Raw genomic sequence first — 25,017 nt, 5'->3', positions numbered from 1 at the left:
CGACCTTGGAGCCAGTTGTGAGCGAATCCGCCACCCTCTCTACCCTCATCCGTGAAAACCAGAAAGAGATCCTCAAGGAATGGCTGGAACTGCAGGTCGCGGAATCGAACAACAAAGGCCTGATCAAGGAAACGGAACTGCGCGCGCAGTCCAGTAATTTCCTCGGCACGTTCGCGGCCGCCGTGAACGAAGGTATGGACGGCAAGCTGGCGGGCGCCGGCTGGGACGATGCCCGCGCCTTCCTGGCCACGTTGTCGCGCAATCGCGCGCTGCAAGGTTTTTCGCCGTCGGAAACGGCGACCTTCGTGTTTTCCCTGAAACAGCCTGTCCTCGGCGTCCTGCGCAAGCACTACGGCAAGGACCCCGCCCGCCTGGCGGACGAGTTCTGGAAGCTGACGCTGACCCTGGACGCGCTGGGCCTGTATACGGTCGAACAGTACCAAAAGGGCCGGGAACAAGTCATCCAGCGCCAGCAACAGGAATTGCTGGACCTGTCCACGCCGGTCGTCCAGCTGTGGGAAGGCATCCTGGCGCTTCCGCTCATCGGCACGCTGGACAGCGAGCGCACCCAGACCGTCATGGAAACCCTGCTGGAGGGCATCGTCGCGCAGGAAGCCACCATTGCGATCATCGACATCACCGGCGTGCCGACCGTCGACACGCTGGTCGCGCAGCACCTGCTGAAGACCGTGGCGGCCGCGCGCCTGATGGGCGCCGAATGCATCATCAGCGGCATCCGTCCGCAGATCGCCCAGACCATCGTGCACCTGGGCGTGGACCTGGGAGACGTCGTCACCAAGTCCTCGTTGGCCGAGGCGCTGCGCCTGGCCCTGCGCAAACGGGACCTGGTGGTGGCAGCCGCAACGGGAGCCAAGGCCTGAGCTCATGGACCGCATCCCCATCCTCCGTCTGCAGGACTACCTGCTGGTGACCATCCAGGTCGAATTACACGATCAACTGGCCGTCACGCTGCAAGACGACCTGACGCAGACGCTGTCGCGCACGCACGCCAAGGGCGTGCTCATCGACATCTCCGCCCTGGAGATCGTCGATTCCTTCATCGGCCGCACCCTGGCGCATATCGCGTCCATGGCGCGCGTCATGGACGCGAACACGGTCGTCGTCGGCATGCGTCCCGCGGTTGCCATCACCCTGATCGAACTCGGCATGACGCTCAGCGGCATCAATACCGCGCTGAATGTGGATAAAGGCATGACCTTGCTGCGCAGCCTGGAAGCGGACGAGCCGCCCCGGCCGGAAGCTGCATAATGACCAGCCGCCGGCAAGCCACCCTGGACCTACGCAGCCAGGACCAGTTGGCGCTGGCTCGCCGCACGGTCCAGGAATGGGCGACGGCGCTGGGCTTCGGCACGCTGGAACGCACCAAGCTCGTGACCGCGGCCAGCGAGATCGGCCGTAACACGCTGGTGCATGGTGGCGGCGGGCAAATGATCATCGCGGAAGTCACCAACGACAATATGCAGCAAGGCCTGCGGCTGGTCTTCGAAGACCACGGACCAGGCATCGCGGACATCGAACAAGCGTTGACCGATGGTTATTCGACAGCCAAGAGCCTGGGGTTGGGCTTTGGCGGCGCCAAGCGCCTGGTCAGCGAATTCGACGCCCGCTCCGAGCCTGGCGCAGGCACCACTGTCACGCTGACGCAATGGAAACGCCGCTAGTCATCCAGGAACTCAGCCAGGTGGCGCAAGCGCGGCAGCATGCCGCGCTTGTCGCGCAGACGCACGGTTTTTCGGAAGCCCTGAGCGCCAAGGTGGCGCTCATCGTCACCGAGGCGGCCACCAACCTGATCAAGTACGCAGGCGGCGGCACCATCCTCACGCGCCCCTATGCCGAGATCGACCACGTCGGCCTGGAAGTACTCGTGCTGGACCGAGGTCCAGGCATGGCCCATCCGGAAACCAGCGCACGGGATGGTTACTCCACCGGCGGTACGCTGGGCCTGGGGCTGGGCGGTATCGCCCGTGCCTCGTCCTTCCATGAAATCTATACCAGTGAAAAGCTGGGCACGGCGATCCTCGCCCGCGTACGGAGCGACCAGCCCGTGGAACCCGCCGGCCGGCCAGGCCAATGGCTGACGGTCAGCGGGCTCTCCGTGCCCAAGGCCGGCCAGGAATCGTGCGGCGACGCATGGGCGACACGCTGGGTAGCCGGCGCGCTATGGGTCACGGCGGTGGACGGTCTCGGCCACGGGCCGCAGGCGGCCCGCGCGGCACATGAAGCCATACGGGTGTTCGAACAGGCCGACGCTTCGGCCACTCCCTACGACGTCATACGCAACGCCCATGTCGCGCTGAAGGCGACGCGGGGTGCGGTGATGGCGGTGGCGGTCATCCGACCGGTGCTCGGCAGCTTCGAGTTCGCCGGCATAGGCAATATTTCCACGCTATTGATCACGCCGGAGGAAGTGCGCCGCCTGCCGTCCACCGATGGCACGGTGGGCTACAGCGTGCGCACGATACGGGAGCAATCCTATCCCTGGGTACCGGGATCAGTGCTTGCCCTGAGCACGGACGGCCTGTCCACGCGCTGGAACCTGGCCGGGCATCCGGGCTTGCAGCAGCGCCATCCGGCGCTCATCGCCAGTGTGATACACCGGGATTTCTGGCGCGCCAGCGACGATGCCACCATCGTAGTCGTGAAGGATGAACAAGCATGATCCATAGATTGCTGTCGGCGCGCATCGAGAACGACCAGGCCCTGGTCCGGGTACGCGACCGGACACGCCAGGTCGGCGACATGTTCGGCCTGGACAACCTGCAGCGCACCCGCCTGATCACGGCAGTGTCTGAAATCGCCCGCAACGTCGTCCAGCATGCCGGCACGGGAAGCATCGTGTTCTTCTTTCGCGATGAGGATGAGCAGGCGCCGCAAGCCATCATCGTCCGTATCGCCGACGACGGCCCCGGCATGGACCCGGCAGCCCTGCCGGCCAACGGCCAGCGCGCCGACGGCAAGATCATGCTGGGCATCGCCGGCAGCCGGCGGCTGGTGGACCACTTCGACCTTGCATCCAGCCCGGGCAGCGGCACGCGGGTGACGCTGGAAATGCATCGTGGCAGCGCCCAGCCCATCATCGGCCGCGCCGAACTGGCCCCGCTGATCGACCAATTGGCCCGCCGCAAGTCGCAGACGCCGGTCGAGGAGCTGGAACAGCAGAACCGCGAGATGCTGCTCACGCTGGAAGAATTGCGGCTGCGCCAGACCGAACTGGAAAAGGCCGATGAACGCAAGGACGAGTTCCTGGCCATGCTTGCGCATGAATTGCGCAACCCGCTCTCCGCGATCGGCACGGCGATCGAATTGCTGAAACGCAAGCGCAACGCCAGTGAGGCGGACTTCCTGCGCCTGGGCGACCTGGTCGCGCGGCAGACAGCGCAGTTGACGCGCCTGGTCAACGACCTGCTTGATGTCTCGCGCGTGACGCGCGGCAAGATCGACCTGGCGGTGGCGCCGGTGCTGCTGACCGACCTCATCGATCATGCGCTGGAGACCACGCACGGCGCGATCACGGCCAAGCATCACACCCTGGACTACGAGCCGCCCGCCGAGGAGATCTGGATCAGCGCGGACAACCTCCGCTTCCGCCAGATACTCAGCAACCTGCTCCACAATGCCGCGCGCTACACGCCCGAATCCGGACGCATCACCATCCGGGTGACACGCGAGGAAAACCAGGTCGCCATCTCGGTGGCAGACAACGGCATCGGCATAGACGCCACCATGCTGCCGCATGTGTTCGACCTGTTCGCGCAGGCCAATACCAGCCTGGGACGCCAGGATACCGGCCTGGGCATCGGCCTGACGCTGGTGCAGCGTCTGCTGCGGCTGCACGGCGGCAGCGTCAAGGTGGACAGCGCCGGCCTGGGCAAGGGCAGCCGCTTCACCGTCTACATGCCGGTGCTCGCCCACGATGCGGCGGCGCGGACGCCACAGGACGAAACCGTGCAGCCGGCGCGGCTGCCGCAGCAGCAGGCGGCGGCCGGTTCGCGCATCCTGCTGATCGACGACAACGTCGACGCGGCGCACACCCTGCGCCAGCTGCTCGAAGACGCAGGCCATGTCGTGGCCGAAGCGCATACCGGTGAACGGGGCGTGGCGGTAGCGAAGTTGTTCGCGCCCAACGTGGTGGTGATCGATATCGGCCTGCCGGGGATCGATGGTTTCCAGGTGGCGCAGGAAATCCGGGCCCAGCCGGCGACATCGGCCAGCCTGCTGGTCGCGCTGTCCGGCTACACCTCGGATGCCATGCGCCAGCGTGGCCACGATGCCGGTTTCGACCGGTATCTGACCAAGCCCGCCGACATCGATACCCTGGAAGAAATGATCCGGATTCGTTGAACCCGTTGAACCCGTCGAAGCCTCTTGCGCGCCAGGCGGCACCCGCGCCTGGCGGCCGATGCCCCGCTTGCCGGCGGGCCGCCGGCCGCGACGGTAGAATGCTCGACTGACAGCGGCCCGCGCTTGCCGGCCTCCCCCTCCCTCACTCGCATGCCATCCGCAACATGATCGGAAGACTCACCGGCACCCTGGTCGAAAAAACACCGCCGACGATCTGCGTCGACGTCAACGGCGTCGGCTACGAGGTCGACGTGCCCATGAGCACGCTGTATGCCCTGCCCGAACTGGGCGCGCGCGTCAGCCTGCATACCCATCTGACCGTGCGCGAGGACGCGCATCTCCTGTACGGTTTCGCGAGCCTGGCCGAACGCGCCACGTTCCGCCAGTTGATCAAGGTCAGCGGCATCGGCGCGCGCACCGCGCTGGCGGTGCTGTCCGGCCTGTCGGTGGCGGATCTGGCGCAAGCCGTGACGCTGCAGGAATCCGGCAGGCTGACGCGCGTGCCGGGCATCGGCAAGAAAACCGCCGAGCGGCTGCTGCTGGAACTGCGCGGCAAGCTGGGCGCCGACATCGGCGCGAGCCCGCAACAGGTGCCCGACAGCCAGTCCGACGTGCTCAATGCCCTGCTGGCGCTGGGCTACTCGGAGAAGGAATCGCTGGCCGCGCTCAAGGGCTTGCCGGCGGACGTGGGCGTGTCCGAAGGAATCAGGCTGGCGCTGAAGGCGCTGGTGCGCTAGAAATACGCGCCCGCGCGGCGTCCCAGGTATCCCGGCACCACGGCATCCATCGATGCCGGCACCACGCCCAGTTCGGGCGCCATCGGCCCCGACGCGACGTTGTCCGCCCGCAGGCTGTCCAGGTTGTCGGGCGTCATCAGCGGCGTGCCGGGCAGCATGGCCAGGAAACCCGCCTGTAGACGGCCCAGGCCGTCCGGCATGCGGCACACCGGACGCGGATGGCCGCTCCAGCGCGCGCACAAGGCAGCGACTTCACCCAGCGTGTAGACCTGCGGCCCGGCCAGTTCATACGTCCTGCCCGCGGCATGCGGATTGGCGACCATGGCGGCGATGGCGGCCGCCACGTCCTCCACGTGCACCGGCTGCACCCGCGCTTGCGCGCCCGCCAGGGGCAGCACCGGAAAGATGCGGGCCAGGCGCGCGAACAAATTCGTGAAGTTGTCGTCGGCGCCGAAGATCACGGACGGCCGCACCAGCGTCCAGGCGGGCTCGGTATCGGCCCAGGCCTGGCGCACCGCCGCCTCGCCATCTCCCTTGGAACGCAGGTACATGCTGGGGCCGGCGCTGTCCGCGCCCAGGGCGCTCATCTGCACGAAGCGCCGTACCCCCTGGCGCCGGCAACTGGCGGCGGCGCGCTGGGGCAAGGTGACATGGGCGCGCGCGAAGGCCGCGCCGTAGGGCTTGCCGCGGTCGCCATGCAGGATGCCGACCAGGTTGACCACGGCGTCACAGCCCTGCACCAGGCGGTCCAGCGTGGCATCGTCGTGGATATCGGCCTGGAACAGCGTGACCGTCGGCAGCACCAGCAGGTCACGCCCGTGCGCGTAGCCGCGCGTCGGCACCCGTACCTCATGGCCGGCCTTGGCCAGCGCCGCCGCGAGGTGACGGCCCACGAAACCCGTACCGCCCAGAATCAGAATACGCATCGTCGCTCCACCGGTGGAAGGAGGATAGAGGTGTCGCCCAGGCTGCCAGCCAGCCTTCCGGCGCCCTCCGGCAATGCCGCCGGACTGCGTCAGCTTGCCAGATAGCCGCCGTACGCTTTCAGGTCCACGTTGCCGCCGCTGATGATGACACCGACACGGGCGCCGGCGACCGGATGCACTTTTTGCAGCACCGCCGCCGCGCCCAGGCAACCCGTCGGCTCGACGACCATTTTCATGCGCTCGGCGAAGAACTTCATGGTCGTCACCAGCTGGGCATCGCTGACCGTCAGGATGTCCTTTACCTTGTCCTGGATGATGGGAAACGTCAAGTCGCCCAGAAAGGGGGTCAAGGCGCCGTCGGCAATGGACTTGGGGGTCTGGATCGCGATGATCCTGCCCGCGCGCAGGGACTGCTGGCCGTCATTGCCCGCCTCCGGCTCGACCCCGTAGACCTGGCAGGCGGGGCTCAGCGCCGCCGCCGACAGCGCGGAGCCGGACAGCAGGCCGCCGCCGCCCAGGCAGACGAACAGGTAGTCCAGCTGCCCGACGTCCTCGAACAACTCCTTGGCGGCGGTGCCCTGGCCGGCAATGACGTCGGCGTGGTCGTAAGGCGGGATCAGCGTCGCGCCGGTCTCGGCCTGCATGCGCTTGGCCACCTCTTCGCGATCCTCCTTGTAGCGGTCATAGGTGACGACCGTGCCGCCATAGCCCTCGGTCGCCGCGCGCTTGGCGGCGGGGGCGTCCAGCGGCATGATGATCGTGGCCTTGACGCCTTGCAGCTTGGACGCCAGCGCGATCGCCTGGGCGTGGTTGCCCGAGGAAAACGTCAACACGCCCTTCGCGCGCTGCTCGGGCGTCAGCCGGGCGATGGCGTTGTAGCCGCCGCGGAACTTGAAAGCGCCCATGCGCTGGTAGTTCTCGCACTTGAAGAACAGCTGGGCGCCGGCGATGGCGTCCGCGGTGGAGGACGTCAGCACCGGCGTGCGATGGGCGACCCCCTGGAGCCGCTCGCTGGCGGCGATAACGTCATCAAAGGTAGGCAAGGCAGTGGGCATGGCGATTCCTGGACAGAGGCGGTGACGGCAAGCGCCGGGCGGCATGGCGCCGGGTGGCGCGAACAAGCGGATGCCGGTGGCAACGGCGGCATGGCCGCCAGACGGCGCGGGGACACGGCATGATAGTCCACCCGGGGCCGGTCCGGCGCACCGAGCCCCTTGCCGCCCGGCCCCTGATGGTACGATTGGACGGCTTTCCATCCGCTCGCACCATGGCCATCCAGTCCGATTCCCTCAGTTCCCGTCCCGACGCCGCCCGCCTGGTCGCGCCGCAGCCCGTTTCGCCCAACGAAGAGTCGGTCGAACGCGCCCTGCGGCCCAAGATCCTGCAGGACTACGTCGGTCAGGCGCGGGCGCGCGAACAGCTGGAGATCTTCATCGCCGCCGCCCGCCAGCGCGGCGAGGCGCTGGACCACGTGCTGCTGTTCGGGCCGCCCGGCCTGGGCAAGACCACGCTGGCCCACATCATCGCGCATGAGATGGGGGTGCAGTTGCGCCAGACCTCGGGCCCGGTACTTGAGCGCCCGGGCGACCTGGCGGCGCTGCTGACCAACCTGGAAAAGAACGATGTGCTGTTCATCGACGAAATCCATCGCCTGTCGCCGGTCGTCGAGGAAATCCTCTACCCCGCGCTGGAGGATTTCCAGATCGACATCCTGATCGGCGAAGGCCCGGCCGCGCGCAGCGTCAAGCTGGACCTGCAACCGTTCACCCTGGTCGGCGCAACCACGCGCGCCGGCATGCTGACCAATCCGCTGCGTGATCGTTTCGGCATCGTGTCGCGCCTGGAGTTCTACAACGCCGAGGACCTGGCCCACATCGTCACGCGCAGCGCGTCGCTGCTGCAGGCAACCATCACGCCCGACGGCGCCAAGGAAGTCGCGCGCCGCGCGCGCGGCACGCCCCGCATCGCCAACCGCCTGTTGCGCCGCGTGCGCGACTATGCGGAAGTGAAGGCCAAGGGTGTCATCGACGGCAAGGTGGCCAGCAGCGCCCTGTCCATGCTGGAAGTCGACCCGCAGGGCCTGGACCTGATGGACCGCAAGTTGCTCGAAGCCATCGTGCACAAGTTCGACGGCGGCCCCGTGGGCGTCGACAGCCTGGCGGCCGCCATCGGCGAGGAACGCGACACCATCGAGGACGTGATCGAACCCTACCTGATCCAGCACGGCTACCTGCAACGAACCCCGCGTGGCCGCATGGCCACGCAGACCACGTGGCGGCACCTGGGCCTGACGCCGCCCGCGGGCACGGCCGCGGCGACCGGGGATCTTTTCTAAGCCCCCGGACACGGATGCGCGGCCACCGCCGCCCTCCGGCACCGTCCGCCGTTGCGAGACAAACCAGAAGGGCCCTCATGGAGAGGGCCCTTCCGTTTTTCCGGTGGAGAGGACGACGCGCGGCGCCGGCCGGGGTCACCCGGCGGCGTGCGCGGCAACCCGCTCCAGGATGTCTTCGCCGTACGCTTCCAGCTTGCGGGCGCCCACGCCGCTGATATGGCCCAGGGCGTCCAGCGAGTCGGGTTCCGATAGCGCGATTTCGCGCAAGGTGGCGTCATGGAAGATGACGTAGGCCGGTACGCCATGCTCGCGCGCCACCTCGCCGCGCCACGCGCGCAGGTCCTCGAACAACGCCTGCGCGGAAGCCGGCAACTCGACGGCCTGCGGCTTGGCGCGGGTACCGCGCGCGGCGCGCGCCGCCTTGGGCGATTCGCGCCGCAGCATCAACTGGTATTCGCCCTTGAGCACGGCGCGGCTGCCTTCGGTCAAGGCCAGCGTGCCATAGCCGTCATGGTCGACCTGTAGCAGTCCCTTGGCCAGCAGCTGCCGCAGCACGCCGCGCCAGGCCGATTCCGACAGGTCCGCGCCGACGCCGAACACCGACAGGGATTCGTGCCCGTATTGCGCCACGCGCTCGGTCGATTTGCCGCGCAGGATATCGATGATGTGGCCCGCGCCATAGCGTTGGCCGCGCTCCTTGGCCAGGCGGTAGACCGCGGACAGCACCTTCTGCGCCGCCACCGTGCCGTCCCACGCCTCCGGCGGTTCCAGGCAGACATCGCAATTGCCGCAAGCGCTGATGGTCTGCCCAAAATAATTCAACAGGCGCACGCGTCGGCACTCGACGGTTTCGCACAGGCCCAGCATGGCGTCCAGATGCTGGCCCAGCCGGCGCTTGAAGGTTTCATCCCCCTGCGACTCGTCGATCATGCGGCGCTGCTGCACCACATCCTGCAGGCCGTAGGCCAGCCAGGCCGAAGCAGGCAGGCCGTCGCGCCCGCCCCGGCCGGTCTCCTGGTAATAGCCCTCCACCGACTTGGGCAGGTCGATATGCGCGACGAAACGCACATCGGGCTTGTCGATGCCCATGCCGAACGCAATGGTCGCGACCATGACGATGCCATCCTCGCGCAGGAAGCGCGATTGGTTCTCGGCGCGCACCTGGGGGCTGAGGCCGGCGTGGTAAGGCAAGGCGTTGATGCCCTGGTGGCAGAGGAAGTCCGCGGTTTCCTCGACGCGGGCGCGCGACAGCGCGTACACCACGCCGGAGTCGCCCATGTGCTCGGCGCGGATGAATTCCAGCAACTGCTTGCGCACCTCGTTCTTCTCGACGATGCGGTAGCGGATATTGGGACGGTCGAAGCTGGCGACGAAATGCTCGGCTTCGTCCAGCTTCAGGCGTTGCGCGATTTCGGCACGGGTGTGTTCGGTGGCCGTGGCCGTCAGCGCGATACGGGGCACGTCGGGCCAGCGTTCGTGCAGCAAGGACAGCCCCATGTATTCCGGCCGGAAGTCGTGCCCCCATTGGGAAACGCAGTGCGCCTCGTCGATGGCGAACAGCGCGATGCGGCCGCGATCGAGCAGTTGCTGGCAACGGTCGGTAAGCAAGCGCTCCGGCGCCACGTACAGCAGGTCCAGCTCGCCGTTGACGAACGCCTGTTCGACCTCGCGTGCCTCGCGCCAGTCCTGGGTGGAGTTCAGGAACGCGGCGCGCACGCCCAATTCGGTCAGCGCGTCGACCTGGTCCTGCATCAACGCGATCAGCGGGGACACCACCACGCCTGTCCCCGCGCGCACCAGCGAGGGCACCTGGTAACAGAGCGACTTGCCGCCGCCGGTCGGCATGAGCACCAGCGCGTCGCCACCGGCGATCACGTGATCGACGATGGCCCGCTGGTCGCCGCGAAACGATTCGTAGCCGAACACGCGCCGCAGCACTTCCAGGGCGCGCGGGTCAGACATGGGAAAAAGCCGGGAGCATCATGGGGGGCATTCTAATGGATGCAGGGGACTCAGGTTTCCACGGGGACAAAATCGTCGCCCCGGCACCGCGGCGCCAGGGACTTCAGCGGCCAAGGGGCAGGGACAGGTTCATGTTGACGGCATACTCGCCCGTGATCACGTCCCGGTCCGCGCCGAGGGCCAGGCGGACATTGGGCGCCAGCAGCATGCTTTGGGACAGGCCGAAGTGGCGCTCGGCCATGACGCCGTCGGCATCGCGGACACCGTAATAGGTGCCGGTAAGCGTGCCCCAACTACCCATGGGCAAGCCGGCAGAGAGGGTATTGCGGGACTGGCGCGTGTCGATGGGACCGCTGGAATAGGTGGACAGGTCGTTATATCCCGCCTGGGTCTGCTCGTTGGCGTAGCCCAGCGTGATGCCGGACCAGACATCGACCTTGTAGCCCAGCCGGTAGCGCCAGCTGTCTGTTTCGTCATAGCGGCTTTGCGTGGCGCCGGCGTTCAGCGTGCCCCATTGCCCGATCGAATAGATGGACCCCAGTCCCGTGGCGCTCATGGCGCGCGCGCTCTGCGCCTGCCCTTCCAGCGTCCAGTCCTTGGTGACGCCATAGCGCAACGCGCTGCTGCCGGCCGCCGACCCGTAGTTGATACCGCCCTGGGTAGCGGAGGTGTCGGTGTAGTCCAGGTGGCCGAACATGGATGAATAGCCCAGCTTGCCCTCCGCCACCGGCCTGTCGGCGGGGACGGCCAGGTTGGAGAAGCCGAAGCCGCCGATGGTCGCGGCGCTGCCCCAGGCGGGCGTGTATGTCGACTGCGACCCCAGCGACAGGGACGGGCCGTCGACAGTGCGGTAGGTCAGGCTGCGATCCCCTTCCTCCATGCCGCCAACCGTGGCGATGCCGGAGAACCAGGGCTTGGGGGCGCCCAGGGGCCGCGCCCATTTGACCTTGCTGGGCGTGCCGGGCAGGGGCGGCACGTACTCCAGCGCGTAGCTGGGGGCGCTGGACGCCAGCAGGTCATCGGGCAGCCTGTCCTGGGCATCCGCGGCAACGCTGCGGCATTGCACCGGACTGGCGACCGGCGCGGCGGCGAGGTCGACCGGCTTGTCCGCCAGGCCAGGATCGGGCCGGCCCAGCACCGCGGCCAGCGGGTCGTCCGTCTGGGCGGTCGCAGGGGTCGAGGACGTAGTAGACGTAGTGGATGCTGTGGGCGCTGTGGACGCAGCGGTCCTGGCAGCCTCGGCGCCCACGGCTGCCTGGGTCCCGCCGGGCATCGTGATCTGTCCGGGCCCGGCGTCGGACCCGGCCCCATTCACCGCCGCGGCCACCGATTCGTTCGTGACGTCGGCAGCCGGCGCGCACGGCGGCAGCTCCGCCGTCAGCATTACCGAGTTGCCGACCTGGACGGGCAAGGGCTGGGCCGGCGCCAGGCTGCCGATGTTGGCGGCGGCGTACTGGGGCGGCGCGGCGTCCGACAGCGAGGGCGCGGCCAGGGCCAGGCCGCCGGCCAGGAGGACCAGCCGCGTGCGCAGGAAACGGACGGGTGCGTACGCAGGGCGATGATGCATGGTGGATGTAACAGAGTGGCGTCAGGATGACCGCGAATGACCGCCGCGACAGAAAAAGGACGACAGGGCGAAAGCGAACAGGCAAGGCCGCGAAACCGGATTTTAGGCTCCATGCCGCGCCGCGGAAATGCCGGCGGCCCGGATCGTCGGAAACAAACCATGACCGTGTCGCGGCCTCGCCACCATGGCGACCGGGCCCCAAGCCGCAGGGCTGCGAGGAAGGAGGCCGGATACCGTATATTTCAATCGATTTCCCGCCCCTTGCGTGCGGGACGGGAGCATAACAATATGGGCGCCATGGATACGTCTACCCCCCACACCAAGCTGTTGGTTGTCGATGACGACCCGGCCCTGCGCCAATTGCTGGCCGATTACCTGAACCGGCACGGCTATGACACCCTGCTGGCGCCGGACGCCAGCGACCTTTCGGCGCGCATCGCGCGCTACGCGCCCGACCTGCTGGTGCTGGATCGCATGATGCCGGGCGGCGACGGCGCCGACGCCTGCCGGCGCCTGCGCGAACAGGGGGAGGACATCCCCGTGATCCTGCTGACCGCCCGCGACGAGGCGGTCGACCGCATCATCGGCCTGGAGGCCGGGGCGGACGACTACCTGGGCAAGCCGTTCGACCCGCGCGAGCTGCTGGCCCGCATCGAGGCCGTGCTGCGCCGCAAGCGCGGCCCCTCCGCGCTGACGCGCGACGCGCCCGTGACCTTCGGCCCCTTCACCTTCGATCCGACCACGCGCCAGCTGCTGCGCGAGGACGCGGTGGTCAAGCTGACAGGCGGCGAAATCAATCTGCTGGAAGCCCTGGTGCGCAACGCCGGCAAGCCCTTGTCGCGCGAGCGGCTGCTGGCCCTGGCGCGCGACGACGATGCCGGGGAACGCAACGACCGCGCCATCGACATCGCCATCCTGCGCCTGCGCCGCGCCATCGAGGACGATCCCAAGCAGCCTCGCTGGATCCAGACGGTATGGGGCATCGGTTATCGTTTCTCGCCATGATGCGTGCGGGCCCTGCAGGCTGCCCGGCCCGCCCTTCGAGACACAAGCTACGTGCTCACGCATGTCCTTTTCACTCCGCAAGCTGCTGCCCCACTCCCTGCGCGCGCGCCTGACGCTGCTGGTGCTCGGCTGCGTGCTGCTGGCGCAGGCCGCCACCCTGGTGATCGGCGCCCACTACCGGGACCGCTACCTGGAAGAGGTGGGACTCGATTACATCGCCACCACGATACGCACCTTGCGCGCGGCGCTGTCGGAAATCCCGACGGAAGACCGCGCGGATTTCGTGCGGGACGCCTCGCAAGGCCAATGGCACCTGTGGGCGCGCACCTTGCCCGCCGAGGCGCAGATACAGCGCTTCAACTGGGGCGGCCTGCCCCCTCCGCCGCCTCCCCCGCCTGAACTCGATCCGCGCGGCGCCCCCAATGCCGGCGGCTTGCCGGGCACGGGGGACGGCAGCGGTCCGGGTCGCGGCCCGGATCGCGGCGCGGGGACCGGCGCCAACAGCCAGGGCGGCCCCGGCGGCGGCCAGGGGCCTCGTCCGACTGGGAATACGAACGCCAACGCCGATGACCGGGGCGGCCGCGATCGCTTCCGCGACCGCCGGGGCGGCCCGCAGGAAAATACCCGCAAGGACCTGCGCGAACTCGTGCGCCAGCTCAATCGGCGTCTGAACGATGGCACCCGCGTCGCCCTGTCGCGCGGCCCCACGCCCGAAGTGTTCATTTCCCTGGCCAACAACCCGTCCAGCGAGGATGCGCCACGCCTGCGCGAATGGCTGGTCATTCCCGTCGACCGCCTGGACCCGCCGACGCCGACGCCCCTGATCGTGGCCTGGCTGGGCGGTCTCGGCCTGGTGCTGCTGCTGGCGGCGGGGTTCTCCTGGACCATCACGCGCCCCATCACCCGCCTGGCCCATGCTGCCGACCAGCTGGCGGCGGGCCAGCCGCAGCGCGTGGAGCCGTCCGGGCCCCACGAAACCCGCGTCCTGGGCGAACGCTTCAACGCCATGCTGGATGCCCTGGCCGAATCGGAATCGGTGCGCCGCACCCTGCTCGCCGGCCTGCCTCACGACCTCAAGGGACCGCTGTCGCGCATGTGGCTGCGCATCGAGATGGCCGACGATCCGGTGCTCAAGGAAGGACTGCGCAAGGACTTGCAGGACATGCAGCACATGGTGGACCAGTTCATCGGTTTCGTGCGCGGCACCGACCCGGCCGGCTATCGCTACGCGCCCATCCCCTTCGCGGAATGGGTCGTGGAACGGGTGCAGAACTGGGAGGGCGCCGGGTCGCCGGTGCATCTGGCCATGGCGCCGGAAACCGCGATGACGCTGCAAGGCGACGCGGTGGCGCTGGCGCGCCTGCTGGACAACCTTATCAGCAATGCCCTGCATCACGGCGCGCCGCCGGTCGAAGTGAGCCTGGAAGCGCGCGGCGGCGAGGCCATCCTCACCGTCGCGGACCATGGCGCGGGCATTCCCCCCGAACGGCGCGCGGAAGCCTTGCGGCCTTTCGCGCGGCTGGACGACGCCCGCACCCGCACCGGCAACGTAGGCCTGGGCCTGGCGCTGGCCGAGGCCATCACGCGCGCCCACGGCGGCCGGTTGACCCTGGGCGCGGCGCCCTGGGGCGGATTGAGCGTGGAAATCGCCCTGCCGCTGCAGGCGGGGTGAGCCGCGCCCGCCGGAAGCAGGGAGCCAGGAAACTAGGACTTGCCCGTCACGGGCGCGGCCGCCTGGGCGGCAGGGCTGGAAACCCCGGCCGTCGCGCCTGGCGTGGCGGCCGCCGCCCCGCCCCCGGCCGGCAAGGCCAGGCTGGGCGTTTTTTCCTTGCCGAACACGGAGCGGTAGGAAAGGATGTTGAACACCAGGATCAGCGGAATCGCCACCACCGCGCCGGCAAGCACCAGCCGCAGGGATCCGGGCGCGGCGGCGCCGTCCCAGATCGTCATGTCGTCGAGGATCAGGTATGGGAACAAGCTGTAGGCCAGGCCGCCCATCATCAACAGGAACAGGCAGACGCACAGGACGAACGGCACCCAGCTGAAGCGTTCGGCCCGCGTCGGCAAGCGCGCCAGGACCATCTCGGTCATCACGAAACCCAGCAGCATGGCGCCCCAGGTGGACACGGCAAGGCCCAGGTGCGACAGGTTGCTCCACTTGTAGAAAATGCCGGCGTTGGCCAGGCCCAGCGTGACCGCGATCGCGACCATGCCTGCCGCGGTCCAGCGTATGGCATGCCGGGCCCAGTTCACGGCCCGCCGCTGCAAGTCGCCCTCCACCCGCATCACCAGCCACGTCGACCCCAGCAGCACATACCCCGCCACGGCGCACAGCCCGACGAACAGCGAAAAGAAGGTGTAGCCCGGCAAGCCCTGGTAGTTCGTGGCGATGCGCCCCAGCACCATGCCCTGGCCGAAGGCCGTCATCAGCGAACCGATCCAGAAAGCGAGCAGCCAGCGCGGCTTGTGCTCGTTACGGGCGCGGAAGCGGAACTCGAACGACACGCTGCGCAGCACCGCCCCCAGCAACATCAGGGTCAGGGGCGTGTAGAGCTGCCCCAGCACCACCCCCCAGGCGAACGGAAAGGCCGCGGCGAACAGCCCCACGCCCAGCAGGAGCCAGAACTCGTTGGCGTCGCGCCAGGGACTGAGCAGGGTCATCATGCGGCCACGCTCCGACGGCGGCGCCAGTTGCAGCAGCATGCCGACGCCAAGGTCGAAACCATCGAGCACCGTACCGGCCAGGATAAGGATGAACAGCATGGCCATGAAAGCCAGCGGCATCCAGAAGCCGGGGTCATCCGGGCTCAAGCCCAGGGAAGCGGCAAGCGAAGTGAAGGCGGCGATCATGCGGCGGCCCTGGCGAATTTGCGTATCGGCACCACCCCGTAGCGCGCGGCATGGAACAGCATGCTGACGAAGGCCCACAGCAGCAGGCCATAGAGCAGCACGTAGCCCACGGTGCCGTACAGAAGGCCGCGTCCGGTGGCCGGGCCCAATACCTCGGTCTGCGTGACCGCGCCGTTGACGATATAGGGTTGGATGCCCACGAGGGTCAGCACCCAGCCCGCCAGCAGCACGATGGCGCCGGAGAACGTCAGCGCGCTGAGGACCCGCAGCCAGGCGCGCGGCAGCACGGACGGATCGAGCCCGCGCTTGCGCAGGCGCAAGAGCGTGGCCCAGGCAGCCAGGAACATCAGCCCGGACATGATGACCATCAGCCGCAGCGACCAGAACGTAAGCGCGACCGGCGGCTGCATGCCGGAATAATTCTCCAGCGCCAGCAGCTTGCCACCGGCGTCGCGGCCCAGCCAGCGCCCGGCGGCGCCGGGAATGGACACGCTGGCCAGGTTGCTGCTGGTCTGCGCATCGGGCAGGGCGAACAGGACCAGGTCCGGGCTGTCGCTGTCATGCCAGAAGCCGGCCGCGGCGGCGGCCTTGGCCGGCTGATAATGAGCGATCATGTGGGCGGCCTTCAGGCCGGCCGGGACCAGGGCCACGATGGCCAGGCACGCCACCACCAGGGCCGCGCGAAAGCCTAGCCGCTCGCCGTCATCCAGCGGGCGCCGCAGGGCCTGCCAGGCGGTGATCCCCATGACCATGAAGGACACGGTCAACGCCGCGCACAGCACGTTGATGCCCAGCGTCAGCTTCAGCGAGGGGTTGATCAGCACCGCCATCCAGTCGAATACCTGGTAACGGCCATCCAGCGCCACCGCGCCATCCGGCGTCTGCATCCACGACACCAGCGCCAGCACCCAGAAGACCGCCACCAACTGGCCCAGGGCCACCATGAAGACGGCGAGGGTGTGCACCGCCTCGGAAACGCGCCGCTGGCCGAACAACATGACGCCCAGGAAGCAGGACTTGAGCGCGAATACCGACAAGACGGCGAATCCCAGCAGCGGACCGGCCACATTGCCGATGCGGTCCATCAGGCCGGACCAGATGGTGCCGAGCTGCACCAGCACCGGCACGGCCGCGGCCAGGGTCAGCACGAAAGCCAGCGCGAAGATGCGCACCCAGAAGCGATACGCGGCGGTCCAGCCGGCATTGCCGCTGAAACGGGCCTTCAACTTGAAGAACAACAGCAGCCAGGACAAGGCCAGCCCCAGGGCCATGAAAAACGCCAGGAAACCGAGGCAGACCGTGAATTGAACCCGGCCCAGGAGTAAAGGGGGAAGGATCATGATGCGCGCTAGTTTAGAGCCACTTGGCGTCAACGGCGCGGACGGGGGTCTGACGGAGCGTTTCGGGCTGTTTCATGACCCGGGACGCTGGCCCGCCGTCCCCCCTGGCCCCTCGCGCGACGGGGCCCGGGGGCCGGATTTGCGCCCGCCAGGGCGAACGATTCAAGCTCGATTCGAGCCCGGCCAGGCTCCCAGGGCGCGGACGTGGCAAAATTGTCCCTTTGCCGCCGCCTCGACGTAACAGCATGACCACCGCCCCGACCACTCCTGCCGCCCCGAATTTCCTGCGCCACATCATCGAAGCCGATCTGAAGGCAGACCGGTTCCAGGCCAAGCGCTGGGCCGGCGTGCCCGGGCCGGCCAGCGTGCAGGCGGGCGGGCAGCCGGATCCGGCGCGCATCCGCACCCGGTTCCCGCCGGAACCCAACGGCTACCTGCACATCGGCCATGCCAAGAGCATCTGCCTGAATTTCGGGCTGGCGCGCGACTATGGCGGCACCTGCCACCTGCGTTTCGACGACACCAATCCGGAAAAGGAAGACCAGGAATACGTCGACGCCATCATCGAGGCAGTGCGCTGGCTGGGTTTCGACTGGAAGGCCAGCGACGGCGCCGAGCAGCTGTATTTCGCCAGCGACTATTTCGACTACATGTACGACTTCGCCCAGGCCCTGATCCGGGCCGGCCATGCGTACGTCGACCAGCAGAGCGCCGAGGAAATCCGCGCCAATCGCGGCACCCTCACCGAGCCCGGCAGCAATTCGCCGTGGCGCGGCCGCCCCGTCCAGGAATCGCTGGACCTGCTGGAGGAAATGCGTGACGGCAAGCATCCGGACGGCAGCCTGGTGCTGCGCGCCCGCATCGACATGGGCTCGCCCAACATCAACTTGCGCGATCCCGTCCTCTATCGCGTGCGCCATGCCACCCATCACCGGACCGGCAACAAGTGGTGCATCTACCCCATGTACAGCTGGGCCCATCCGGTGGAAGACGCGCTGGAGGGCATCACCCACAGCATCTGTACCCTGGAATTCGAGGACCAGCGGCCGTTCTACGACTGGACCCTGGCGCGCCTGGCGGAGCTGGGCAAGCTCGCCCAGCCGCTGCCGCACCAATACGAATTCGCGCGCCTGAACCTGAGCTACGTCGTCACCAGCAAGCGCAAGCTGCTGCAACTGGTGCGCGAAGGCTACGTCGACGGCTGGGACGATCCCCGCATGCCGACGCTGTTCGGCATGCGCCGGCGCGGCTATCCGGCGTCGGCCATCCGCCTGTTCTGCGACCGCACCGGCGTGTCGAAATCCGATTCGCGCATCGACTACAGCCTGCTGGAAGCCGCCGTGCGCGACGAGCTGGACCCCGTGGCGCCGCGTTCGGTGGCCGTGCTGCAGCCGCTCAAGCTGGTCATCACCAACTACCCGGAAGGCCAGGTCGAGACCTGCACGGCGCCGCGCAACCCGCACGACCCGGCCCAGGGCCAGCGGGAATTCCCGTTATCGCGGGAATTGTGGATCGAACAGGATGACTTCCGCGAAGAACCGCCGAAGAAGTACTTCCGCCTTTTCCCCGGCAACCTGGTGCGCCTGAAGTACGGCTACGTGGTGCGCTGTACCGGTTGCACCAAGGACGCCGACGGCAACGTCGTGGAAGTCCAGGCCGAATACCTGCCCGAAACCCGCAGCGGCACGCCGGGCGCGGACAGCGTCAAGGTCAAGGGCAACATCACGTGGATCAGCGCCGCGCATGCCGTCGCCGCGCAGATCCATCTGTACGACCGCCTGTTCGCCGATCCGCATCCGGATGGCGGCGACAAGGACTTCCTGGCCGCGCTCAATCCGGACTCGCGCCGTACGGTGCAAGCCTGGATCGAACCGGGCACCGACCTCGCGTCCGGCGCCACCTGGCAGTTCGAACGCCTGGGCTATTTCGTGGCGGACAGCCGGACCTCCACGCCGCAAGCGCCCGTGATCAACCGCGTGGTAACGCTGAAGGACTCCTGGGGCCAGGGCTGAAGCCCGGCCGGGCCCGGGCTGGTCGGCCTCACGGTCCGGGATCGTCCTCGTCCGGGTCGTCCAGGGGCGGCGCCACGGTGCCGCGGCGCGGCAGCAGGCCCTTGTCCTCCGCGTCCAGCAAAGGCCGGCGACGGGCCAGGGACGGCGCTTGCGGGTCGGACGGCGCATGGGCGTCCGGCGGGGGTTCGGGCAAGGCGCTGGCGTCGGCGTCGTAGCCTTGCTCGCGGGCGCGCAGGTCTTCCTCTTCCTGGCCGCTGAGGCCGGTCGGACGTTGCGGTGAGCGGGAATGGGTCATGGCGGGCTCCTTGCGTCGGCTTGGGACCAAGCTCCACGATAAACGAATGTCCGCGGGATGTCCGCGCAAACTAGTCGATGACAGGGAAGGCCTCGGTTATCATTGCCCGCTATTCCGCAAACCGGGGCCTTGCGCCCGGTCTCCAAAGAAATGAATAGCGCACCCCTAGCCCTCGACTTCAAGAGCGCCACGCTTTATGCCGTGCGCGTCGTCCTGCACAATGCCGACCTGGCGCAACTGACCGCCGCGCTGGACAAGCGCATGGCGGACGCCGGCAGCTTCTTCGAAAACGAACCCGTCGTCATCGACGCCAGCCGCGTGGAAGCCCCGGTGGACTGGACCGCCCTGCTGGCCGCCTTGCGCGCCCACAAGCTGCCGCCCATCGGCGTGGTCGCGGAAGGCGAGAACCTGCGCGCCGCGCAGGCGGCCGGCCTGGCCGCCGTCGAATTGTCCACGCCGCCGGCCCGCGCCGCCCAGCCAGCCGATACCGGCGGCGCGCCGCCACCGATGCCGACCCAGCCCGCGGCCGAACTGGTGGCCGCCCCCGAGCCCACCGCCACGCCCGCCGAAGCCGAGACGGCCGCCAAGGTCATCAGCGGCACCGGCGCGCCCGCGGCCAGCCCACCGGCTGCGGCCGATGGCAAGAGCGCCGATGAAGCGTCGGCCCAGCCTGCCCCGTCCAAGGACGAGACGGCCCGCCAGGGCAAGGAAGGCGCGCCGCGCAACGGCAAGAACGCGAATGCGGGTCAGGGCAGCAACGGAACCAATGGCGGCCTGCCCGCGGCGCCCGCTCGCCAGCCCATTCCGGAACGCGCCGCGCGCAGCACCACGTCAGCCGCCGCGCCGACCGCCGCCGACCCCCAATCGTCCTCGGCCCTGGTGATCACGCGCCCGCTGCGTTCGGGCCAGCGCGTCTACGCGCGCCATTCCGACCTGGTGGTGATCGGCATGGTCAGCCAGGGCGCCGAAGTCATCGCCGACGGCAATGTCCATGTCTATGGTCCGCTGCGCGGCAAGGCCATGGCGGGCGCGCGCGGCGATACCACGGCGCGTATTTTCACCACGCACCTGGATGCGGAACTGCTGGCCGTGGCCGGCGTCTACCGGGTGATAGAAGACAAGCTGGATGCCTCGCTGCATGGCAAGCCGGCGCTGGTGCGCCTGGAAGGCGATACCCTGCGCCTGGAGGCATTGAAGTCCTAGGCAAGAAGGGACGGCCAGCGCACGCCATGACCGTTCCCTATAACTTGTAAGAAGCATCCACTGCCGGCGAGGCCGGCGGTTTTTTGCATTACGATACTGCGATTTGTTCCGAACATAAGGGCTATTGAGTCATGACGCGTATAGTTGTGGTCACTTCCGGCAAGGGCGGGGTTGGCAAGACGACCACCAGCGCCGCCTTTTCCTCCGGGCTTGCCATGCGCGGCCATAAGACCGCGGTGATCGACTTCGACGTCGGTCTGCGTAATCTGGACTTGATCATGGGCTGCGAACGCCGCGTGGTCTACGATTTCGTCAATGTCATCCAGGGCGAGGCCTCGCTGAAGCAGGCGCTGATCAAGGACAAGCAGCTTGAAAACCTGTTCATCCTGCCTGCGTCGCAGACCCGCGACAAGGATGCGCTGACCCAGGAAGGCGTGGGCAAGGTAATCGACGAGCTCAAGGAAATGGGCTTCGACTACGTGGTCTGCGACTCCCCTGCCGGCATCGAAACCGGCGCGTTGATGGCCGCGTATTTCGCCGATGACGCCCTGGTGGTCACCAATCCGGAAGTTTCCTCGGTGCGCGACTCCGACCGCATCCTGGGCATCCTGGCCGCCAAATCCCGGCGCGCCGTGCAAGGCGACGAGCCGGTCAAGGAATATCTGCTGCTGACCCGCTACAACCCCAAGCGCGTGTCCGAAGGCGAAATGCTTTCGTTGCGCGATATCGAAGACATCCTGCGCATCAAGCTGATCGGCGTCATCCCCGAATCGGAAGCGGTGCTGCAAGCCTCCAACCAAGGCCTGCCGGCCATCCATTTGAATGGCACCGATGTGGCCGAGGCCTACAAGGATGTCGTGGCGCGTTACCTGGGCGAAGAGAAGGAGCTGCGTTTCACCGAATACAGCAAGCCGGGTTTCCTCAAGCGTATTTTCGGAGGAAAGTAAGCAATGTCCCTGTTGTCGTTTCTGCTCGGCCAGAAGAAGAACACGGCAAGCGTTGCCAAGGAACGTTTGCAGATCATCCTGGCCCATGAACGGTCCGGCCGCGATGGCGCCTCGCCCGACTATCTCCCGCAGCTGCAGCAGGAGTTGATCGCGGTCATTTCCAAGTACGTGAAGATCAATCCGGATGACATCAAGGTGAACCTGGAACGTCAGGACACCTTGGAGATCCTGGAAGTAAAAATCGAAATGCCGCAGCCGTAGGACGCCCCCCCCTACCGCGCGGAGCGCGGCCCCCCCAGGGGGGCGAAACCGGCGGACCGGGGGACCCGGATCCGCGGTTTCCCCGAATGGGCCCGGGTTCTTTATAAGAGGTTGTCCTATCGCGCGGCTGTACCATCGCGCGGAGCGGGGCCCCCTCAAGGGGGCGAAACCGGCGGACCGCGGGGGACCCGGATCCGCGGTTTCCCCGATGGGCCCAGGTTCTTTATAAGAGGTTGTCCTATCGCGCGGCTGTACCATCGCGCGGAGCGCGGCCCCCTCAAGGGGGCAAAACCGGCGGACCGCGGGGGACCCGGATCCGCGGTTTCCCCGATGGGCCCGGGTTCTTTAGCTGGTGGGCTTGCCTCGGTGGGGCAGGCTAGGATGTGCCCATCAAACAAAAAAGGCCCGTCAGGGCCTTTTTTGTTTGTTGGGGCGGAGCGGTCAGCGGCCGACCTGGTTGCCGATCACGCCGCCGATGGCGGCGCCGCCTACGGTGCCGAGGACGCCGCCGTTGGTGATGACGGCGCCGGCGACGCCGCCGAGGCCGGCGCCGGTCACGGTGGCTTTTTGCCTATGGTTCATGCTGTCCCAGGTGGAACAGCCCGACAGGGTGAGCGCCAGCATGGCCAACGCACAAGCCTTGCGCAAGGGGATCCGTTTCATGATTATTCTCCTTTGCCCGCGGAGATCGGCGCGCGAGGCGTGGGTCTGACGCAAAACCCCGGCCGGACGCGGTGCGAGTGTTGATGACGCTTCCAGAATCGCGCAAGCCGCCCGCCCGCGCTGTGAGGATTGCCCTAAGGTTGTGTCAATTGGTAGACGCCTCGCGATAGACCTCCTCGCTCCCCCTCCAGCCCTGTCGCCCGCCGTCCCAACGCTGACGTTACGTAACACGCCGCTGTAACACCCGAAACACCTTTGCTGCATCCAAACGACAAACAAAAAGGCCCTGGCGGGCCTTTTTGGTTTCACGGCGCCGAATCACACCCCCGGATCGGCCAAAGAACGTCGCCATCGGAGCATCGAGCCTGAACCCACCAACGTAAAGAGACCCGACACCCGACCGTGGAAGCCGCGGATCCGGGTCCCCGGTCCGCCGGTTTCGCCCCTTGGGGGCAGCGCTTCACGCGCTAGGAGCGCCTCTTGTAAAAGAACCCGGGCCCATCGGGGAAACCGCGGATCCGGGTCCCCCGGTCCGCCGGTTTTGCCCCCTTGAGGGGGCCGCGCGCAGCGCGGTAGGGGGTGGGGCCCTCCTTCCGGTCCGCCGGTTTTGCCCCCTTGAGGGGGCCGCGCGCAGCGCGGTAGGGGGTGGGCCCTCCTTCCGGTCCGCCGGTTTCGCCCCCCTCGGGGGGGCCGCGCTCCGCGCGGTACGGGGGGGGGGCCTTACTTCAATGGTTTGTAGCGCAGGCGCTTGGGCTTGGCGCCCTCCTCGCCCAGGCGGCGCTTCTTGTCCGCTTCGTATTCCTGGTAGTTGCCATCGAAGAAGACCACTTGCGAATCGCCTTCGAAAGCCAGGATGTGCGTGGCGATACGGTCCAGGAACCAGCGATCGTGGCTGATGACGAGGACGCTGCCGGGAAACTCCAGCAAGGCGTCTTCCAGGGCACGCAAGGTTTCGACGTCGAGGTCGTTGGACGGTTCGTCCAGCAACAGGACATTGCCGCCGGCGATCAGCGTCTTGGCCATGTGCAAGCGACCACGCTCGCCGCCCGACAACTGGCCCACGACCTTGTTCTGGTCGCCGCCCTTGAAGTTGAAGCGGCCCAGGTAAGCGCGCGAGCTCATTTCGAACTTGCCCACCGTCAGGATGTCGGCGCCATCGGCCACCGCATCGAACACGGTCTTGCCGTCTTCCAGCGCGTCGCGCGACTGGTCGACATACGCCAGCTTCACGGTCTTCCCGATTTCCACTTCGCCCGAGTCCGGCTGCTCGCGTCCGGCGATCATGCGGAACAGCGTCGACTTGCCCGCACCGTTGGGACCGATGATGCCGACGATGGCGCCGGCCGGAACGCGGAAGCTAAGGTTGTCGATCAGCAAGCGATCGCCATAGGCCTTGCTGACATTCTTGAACTCGATGACTTCATTGCCCAGGCGCTCGCCCACGGGAATGAAGATTTCCTGGGTTTCGTTGCGTTTCTGGTATTCGTACGAAGACAGTTCCTCGAACCGCGCCAGGCGCGCCTTGGCCTTGGCCTGGCGCCCCTTGGGATTCTGCCGCACCCACTCCAGTTCCTTCTTGATGGTTTTCTGGCGCGCGGACTCGGACGACTCTTCCTGCTTGAGGCGGTCTTCCTTCTGCTCCAGCCAGGAGCTGTAGTTGCCCTTCCAGGGAATGCCATGGCCGCGGTCCAGTTCCAGGATCCACTCGGCGGCGTTGTCGAGGAAGTAGCGATCGTGCGTCACGCCGACCACGGTGCCCGGGAACTTCTGCAGGAAATGCTCCAGCCATTCCACGCTTTCCGCATCCAGGTGGTTGGTGGGTTCGTCCAGCAGCAGCATGTCGGGCTTGGACAGCAGCAGGCGGCACAGCGCCACGCGGCGCTTTTCGCCACCGGACAGCTTGTCGACCTTGGCATCCCAGGGGGGCAGGCGCAGCGCATCGGCGGCGATTTCCATCTGGTGCTCGATGTCGTCGGCGCCGCTGGAAGCGGCAGCGGCGATGATGGCCTCGAGTTCGGCCTGTTCCGCGGCGAGCTTGTCGAAATCGGCATCCGGCTCCGCATACGCCGCATAGACCTCGTCCAGCCGCTTGCGGGCGTTGACCACCGCTCCCAGGCCCTCTTCGACGGCCTGGCGCACGGTGTGCTCGGGATCGAGCTGCGGCTCCTGCGGCAGGTAGCCGATGTTCAGGCCGGGCATGGGCACGGCCTCGCCTTCGATTTCCTTGTCGACGCCGGCCATGATTTTCAGCAGGGTCGATTTACCGGACCCGTTCAGGCCAAGCACGCCGATCTTGGCGCCGGGGAAAAACGACAGCGAAATATCGCGCAGGATCTGCCGCTTGGGCGGCACGATCTTGCCCACGCGATTCATGGTGTAGACGTATTGGGCCATGGATATCAGGAAGTGAGGAGAGTCAAACCCCGATTGTAGCCAGCCCGCGCGCCGTCCGATGTTTGCGCTCCTCCCCCTCGGAGGACGACAATAAGACGATATTGCTTGCAAGCGACTTTCGTTATGCTTGTAGCCCACGATAGCGACTCCGCCGTATG

Annotated in this window: 22 protein-coding genes; 13 read left to right on the top strand and 9 right to left on the bottom strand. The window is 67.4% G+C overall.

The genetic code is table 11. From position 1 onward, the window contains the following. Positions 1-17: 17 nt before the first annotated feature. The 6 genes from C7R54_RS27840 (at position 18) to ruvA (ending at position 5,099) form a co-directional block, all read left to right on the top strand. Positions 18-881 (top strand): STAS domain-containing protein, encoded by an 864-nt coding sequence (locus C7R54_RS27840; protein ID WP_129154176.1) that lies wholly within the window; start codon positions 18-20, stop codon positions 879-881. Positions 882-885: 4 nt separating this feature from the next. Beyond that, positions 886-1,269, top strand: a complete 384-nt coding sequence (locus tag C7R54_RS27835) for an STAS domain-containing protein (protein ID WP_129154175.1) — start codon at positions 886-888, stop codon at positions 1,267-1,269. Further along, a complete protein-coding gene (locus tag C7R54_RS27830) occupies positions 1,269-1,682 on the top strand; it encodes an anti-sigma regulatory factor (protein ID WP_129154174.1) in 414 nt (137 codons plus the stop codon). The genes C7R54_RS27835 and C7R54_RS27830 overlap by 1 nt, the downstream gene beginning before the upstream one ends. Then, positions 1,667-2,680, top strand: coding sequence for a SpoIIE family protein phosphatase (locus C7R54_RS27825; RefSeq protein WP_129154173.1), 1,014 nt, complete (start codon positions 1,667-1,669; stop codon positions 2,678-2,680). Before C7R54_RS27830 ends, C7R54_RS27825 begins: the two co-directional genes overlap by 16 nt. Next, entirely contained in the window at positions 2,677-4,362 is a 1,686-nt protein-coding gene (locus tag C7R54_RS27820; protein ID WP_129154172.1) for an ATP-binding protein, read from the top strand. Before C7R54_RS27825 ends, C7R54_RS27820 begins: the two co-directional genes overlap by 4 nt. Before the next feature lie 164 nt (positions 4,363-4,526). Then, on the top strand, positions 4,527-5,099 hold the full coding sequence (ruvA, locus tag C7R54_RS27815; RefSeq protein ID WP_129154171.1) for a Holliday junction branch migration protein RuvA: 573 nt from the start codon (positions 4,527-4,529) through the stop codon (positions 5,097-5,099). Here ruvA and C7R54_RS27810 read toward each other — a convergent pair. Together C7R54_RS27810 and C7R54_RS27805 are read right to left on the bottom strand one after the other, a co-directional pair. Next, positions 5,096-6,025, bottom strand: a complete 930-nt coding sequence (locus tag C7R54_RS27810; protein WP_129154170.1) for a complex I NDUFA9 subunit family protein — start codon at positions 6,023-6,025, stop codon at positions 5,096-5,098. The two genes, ruvA and C7R54_RS27810, sit on opposite strands and share 4 nt — an antisense overlap. Positions 6,026-6,114: 89 nt before the next feature. Beyond that, positions 6,115-7,080: a threo-3-hydroxy-L-aspartate ammonia-lyase gene (locus C7R54_RS27805; protein ID WP_129154169.1), complete on the bottom strand. Its 966-nt coding sequence runs from the start codon at positions 7,078-7,080 to the stop codon at positions 6,115-6,117. A 212-nt stretch (positions 7,081-7,292) separates the two neighbouring features. Between C7R54_RS27805 and ruvB the strand changes: the two genes are divergently transcribed. Next, positions 7,293-8,360 (top strand): Holliday junction branch migration DNA helicase RuvB, encoded by a 1,068-nt coding sequence (ruvB, locus tag C7R54_RS27800; protein WP_129154307.1) that lies wholly within the window; start codon positions 7,293-7,295, stop codon positions 8,358-8,360. Between the two features lie 135 nt (positions 8,361-8,495). On the opposite strand, the gene recQ is transcribed toward ruvB, so the two are convergent. Both recQ and C7R54_RS27790 read right to left on the bottom strand, forming a co-directional pair. After that, positions 8,496-10,322, bottom strand: coding sequence for a DNA helicase RecQ (gene recQ, locus C7R54_RS27795; RefSeq protein ID WP_129154168.1), 1,827 nt, complete (start codon positions 10,320-10,322; stop codon positions 8,496-8,498). A gap of 103 nt (positions 10,323-10,425) precedes the next feature. Beyond that, positions 10,426-11,889, bottom strand: a complete 1,464-nt coding sequence (locus C7R54_RS27790) for a fimbria/pilus outer membrane usher protein (RefSeq protein WP_129154167.1) — start codon at positions 11,887-11,889, stop codon at positions 10,426-10,428. Positions 11,890-12,186: 297 nt separating this feature from the next. Here C7R54_RS27790 and C7R54_RS27785 point away from each other — a divergent pair, with 297 nt between their 5' ends. Beyond that, a complete protein-coding gene (locus tag C7R54_RS27785) occupies positions 12,187-12,894 on the top strand; it encodes a response regulator (RefSeq protein WP_129154166.1) in 708 nt (235 codons plus the stop codon). A gap of 61 nt (positions 12,895-12,955) precedes the next feature. Beyond that, on the top strand, positions 12,956-14,566 hold the full coding sequence (locus C7R54_RS27780) for an ATP-binding protein (protein WP_129154165.1): 1,611 nt from the start codon (positions 12,956-12,958) through the stop codon (positions 14,564-14,566). 32 nt (positions 14,567-14,598) lie between these two features. Here C7R54_RS27780 and C7R54_RS27775 read toward each other — a convergent pair whose 3' ends face one another. Further along, positions 14,599-15,744, bottom strand: a complete 1,146-nt coding sequence (locus tag C7R54_RS27775; RefSeq protein ID WP_129154164.1) for a cytochrome d ubiquinol oxidase subunit II — start codon at positions 15,742-15,744, stop codon at positions 14,599-14,601. Then, complete coding sequence (locus tag C7R54_RS27770) at positions 15,741-17,084, bottom strand: cytochrome ubiquinol oxidase subunit I (RefSeq protein WP_129154163.1); 1,344 nt, start codon at positions 17,082-17,084, stop codon at positions 15,741-15,743. Before C7R54_RS27770 ends, C7R54_RS27775 begins: the two co-directional genes overlap by 4 nt. A gap of 245 nt (positions 17,085-17,329) precedes the next feature. Here C7R54_RS27770 and C7R54_RS27765 point away from each other — a divergent pair, with 245 nt between their 5' ends. After that, positions 17,330-19,096 carry a glutamine--tRNA ligase/YqeY domain fusion protein gene (locus C7R54_RS27765; RefSeq protein WP_129154162.1) on the top strand — a complete coding sequence of 589 codons (1,767 nt, stop codon included), beginning with the start codon at positions 17,330-17,332 and terminating at the stop codon, positions 19,094-19,096. Positions 19,097-19,124: 28 nt separating this feature from the next. Here C7R54_RS27765 and C7R54_RS27760 read toward each other — a convergent pair whose 3' ends face one another. Next, positions 19,125-19,391 carry a hypothetical protein gene (locus C7R54_RS27760; protein ID WP_129154161.1) on the bottom strand — a complete coding sequence of 89 codons (267 nt, stop codon included), beginning with the start codon at positions 19,389-19,391 and terminating at the stop codon, positions 19,125-19,127. Between the two features lie 150 nt (positions 19,392-19,541). On the opposite strand from C7R54_RS27760, the gene minC reads away from it, so the two are divergent. The 3 genes from minC to minE all read left to right on the top strand — a co-directional run bounded on the left by minC (position 19,542) and on the right by minE (position 21,802). Beyond that, positions 19,542-20,594 (top strand): septum site-determining protein MinC, encoded by a 1,053-nt coding sequence (gene minC, locus C7R54_RS27755; RefSeq protein WP_129154160.1) that lies wholly within the window; start codon positions 19,542-19,544, stop codon positions 20,592-20,594. A 131-nt stretch (positions 20,595-20,725) separates the two neighbouring features. Continuing rightward, positions 20,726-21,541, top strand: a complete 816-nt coding sequence (gene minD, locus C7R54_RS27750) for a septum site-determining protein MinD (protein WP_129154159.1) — start codon at positions 20,726-20,728, stop codon at positions 21,539-21,541. Positions 21,542-21,544: 3 nt separating this feature from the next. Continuing rightward, complete coding sequence (gene minE, locus C7R54_RS27745; protein WP_129154158.1) at positions 21,545-21,802, top strand: cell division topological specificity factor MinE; 258 nt, start codon at positions 21,545-21,547, stop codon at positions 21,800-21,802. 441 nt (positions 21,803-22,243) lie between these two features. On the opposite strand, the gene C7R54_RS27740 is transcribed toward minE, so the two are convergent. Further along, the gene (locus C7R54_RS27740; RefSeq protein WP_129154157.1) at positions 22,244-22,465 is read right to left on the bottom strand and encodes a glycine zipper 2TM domain-containing protein; all 222 of its coding nucleotides are present in this window, start codon (positions 22,463-22,465) and stop codon (positions 22,244-22,246) included. Between the two features lie 720 nt (positions 22,466-23,185). Beyond that, positions 23,186-24,859: an energy-dependent translational throttle protein EttA gene (gene ettA, locus C7R54_RS27735; protein ID WP_129154156.1), complete on the bottom strand. Its 1,674-nt coding sequence runs from the start codon at positions 24,857-24,859 to the stop codon at positions 23,186-23,188. Positions 24,860-25,017: the final 158 nt, after the last annotated feature.

The organism is Achromobacter aloeverae (genome assembly GCF_004121055.1).
GTDB lineage: Bacteria > Pseudomonadota > Gammaproteobacteria > Burkholderiales > Burkholderiaceae_B > Bordetella_C > Bordetella_C aloeverae.
Note: the sequence above shows the minus strand (reverse complement) of the source record. Positions and strands in the feature narration are given on the sequence as shown.

Bases quoted from the DNA above. Each gene is read 5' to 3' on its own strand.
- C7R54_RS27740 (WP_129154157.1), bottom strand. From the start codon at position 22,465: ATGAAACGGATCCCCTTGCGCAAGGCTTGTGCGTTGGCCATGCTGGCG.
- C7R54_RS27770 (WP_129154163.1), bottom strand. From the start codon at position 17,084: ATGATCCTTCCCCCTTTACTCCTGGGCCGGGTTCAATTCACGGTCTGC.
- C7R54_RS27830 (WP_129154174.1), top strand. From the start codon at position 1,269: ATGACCAGCCGCCGGCAAGCCACCCTGGACCTACGCAGCCAGGACCAG.
- C7R54_RS27835 (WP_129154175.1), top strand. From the start codon at position 886: ATGGACCGCATCCCCATCCTCCGTCTGCAGGACTACCTGCTGGTGACC.
- C7R54_RS27785 (WP_129154166.1), top strand. From the start codon at position 12,187: ATGGATACGTCTACCCCCCACACCAAGCTGTTGGTTGTCGATGACGAC.
- C7R54_RS27825 (WP_129154173.1), top strand. From the start codon at position 1,667: ATGGAAACGCCGCTAGTCATCCAGGAACTCAGCCAGGTGGCGCAAGCG.
- C7R54_RS27760 (WP_129154161.1), bottom strand. From the start codon at position 19,391: ATGACCCATTCCCGCTCACCGCAACGTCCGACCGGCCTCAGCGGCCAG.
- minD (WP_129154159.1), top strand. From the start codon at position 20,726: ATGACGCGTATAGTTGTGGTCACTTCCGGCAAGGGCGGGGTTGGCAAG.
- recQ (WP_129154168.1), bottom strand. From the start codon at position 10,322: ATGTCTGACCCGCGCGCCCTGGAAGTGCTGCGGCGCGTGTTCGGCTAC.
- minE (WP_129154158.1), top strand. From the start codon at position 21,545: ATGTCCCTGTTGTCGTTTCTGCTCGGCCAGAAGAAGAACACGGCAAGC.
- minC (WP_129154160.1), top strand. From the start codon at position 19,542: ATGAATAGCGCACCCCTAGCCCTCGACTTCAAGAGCGCCACGCTTTAT.
- C7R54_RS27805 (WP_129154169.1), bottom strand. From the start codon at position 7,080: ATGCCCACTGCCTTGCCTACCTTTGATGACGTTATCGCCGCCAGCGAG.
- ettA (WP_129154156.1), bottom strand. From the start codon at position 24,859: ATGGCCCAATACGTCTACACCATGAATCGCGTGGGCAAGATCGTGCCG.
- C7R54_RS27790 (WP_129154167.1), bottom strand. From the start codon at position 11,889: ATGCATCATCGCCCTGCGTACGCACCCGTCCGTTTCCTGCGCACGCGG.
- C7R54_RS27765 (WP_129154162.1), top strand. From the start codon at position 17,330: ATGACCACCGCCCCGACCACTCCTGCCGCCCCGAATTTCCTGCGCCAC.
- C7R54_RS27775 (WP_129154164.1), bottom strand. From the start codon at position 15,744: ATGATCGCCGCCTTCACTTCGCTTGCCGCTTCCCTGGGCTTGAGCCCG.
- C7R54_RS27810 (WP_129154170.1), bottom strand. From the start codon at position 6,025: ATGCGTATTCTGATTCTGGGCGGTACGGGTTTCGTGGGCCGTCACCTC.
- C7R54_RS27780 (WP_129154165.1), top strand. From the start codon at position 12,956: ATGTCCTTTTCACTCCGCAAGCTGCTGCCCCACTCCCTGCGCGCGCGC.
- ruvA (WP_129154171.1), top strand. From the start codon at position 4,527: ATGATCGGAAGACTCACCGGCACCCTGGTCGAAAAAACACCGCCGACG.
- ruvB (WP_129154307.1), top strand. From the start codon at position 7,293: ATGGCCATCCAGTCCGATTCCCTCAGTTCCCGTCCCGACGCCGCCCGC.
- C7R54_RS27820 (WP_129154172.1), top strand. From the start codon at position 2,677: ATGATCCATAGATTGCTGTCGGCGCGCATCGAGAACGACCAGGCCCTG.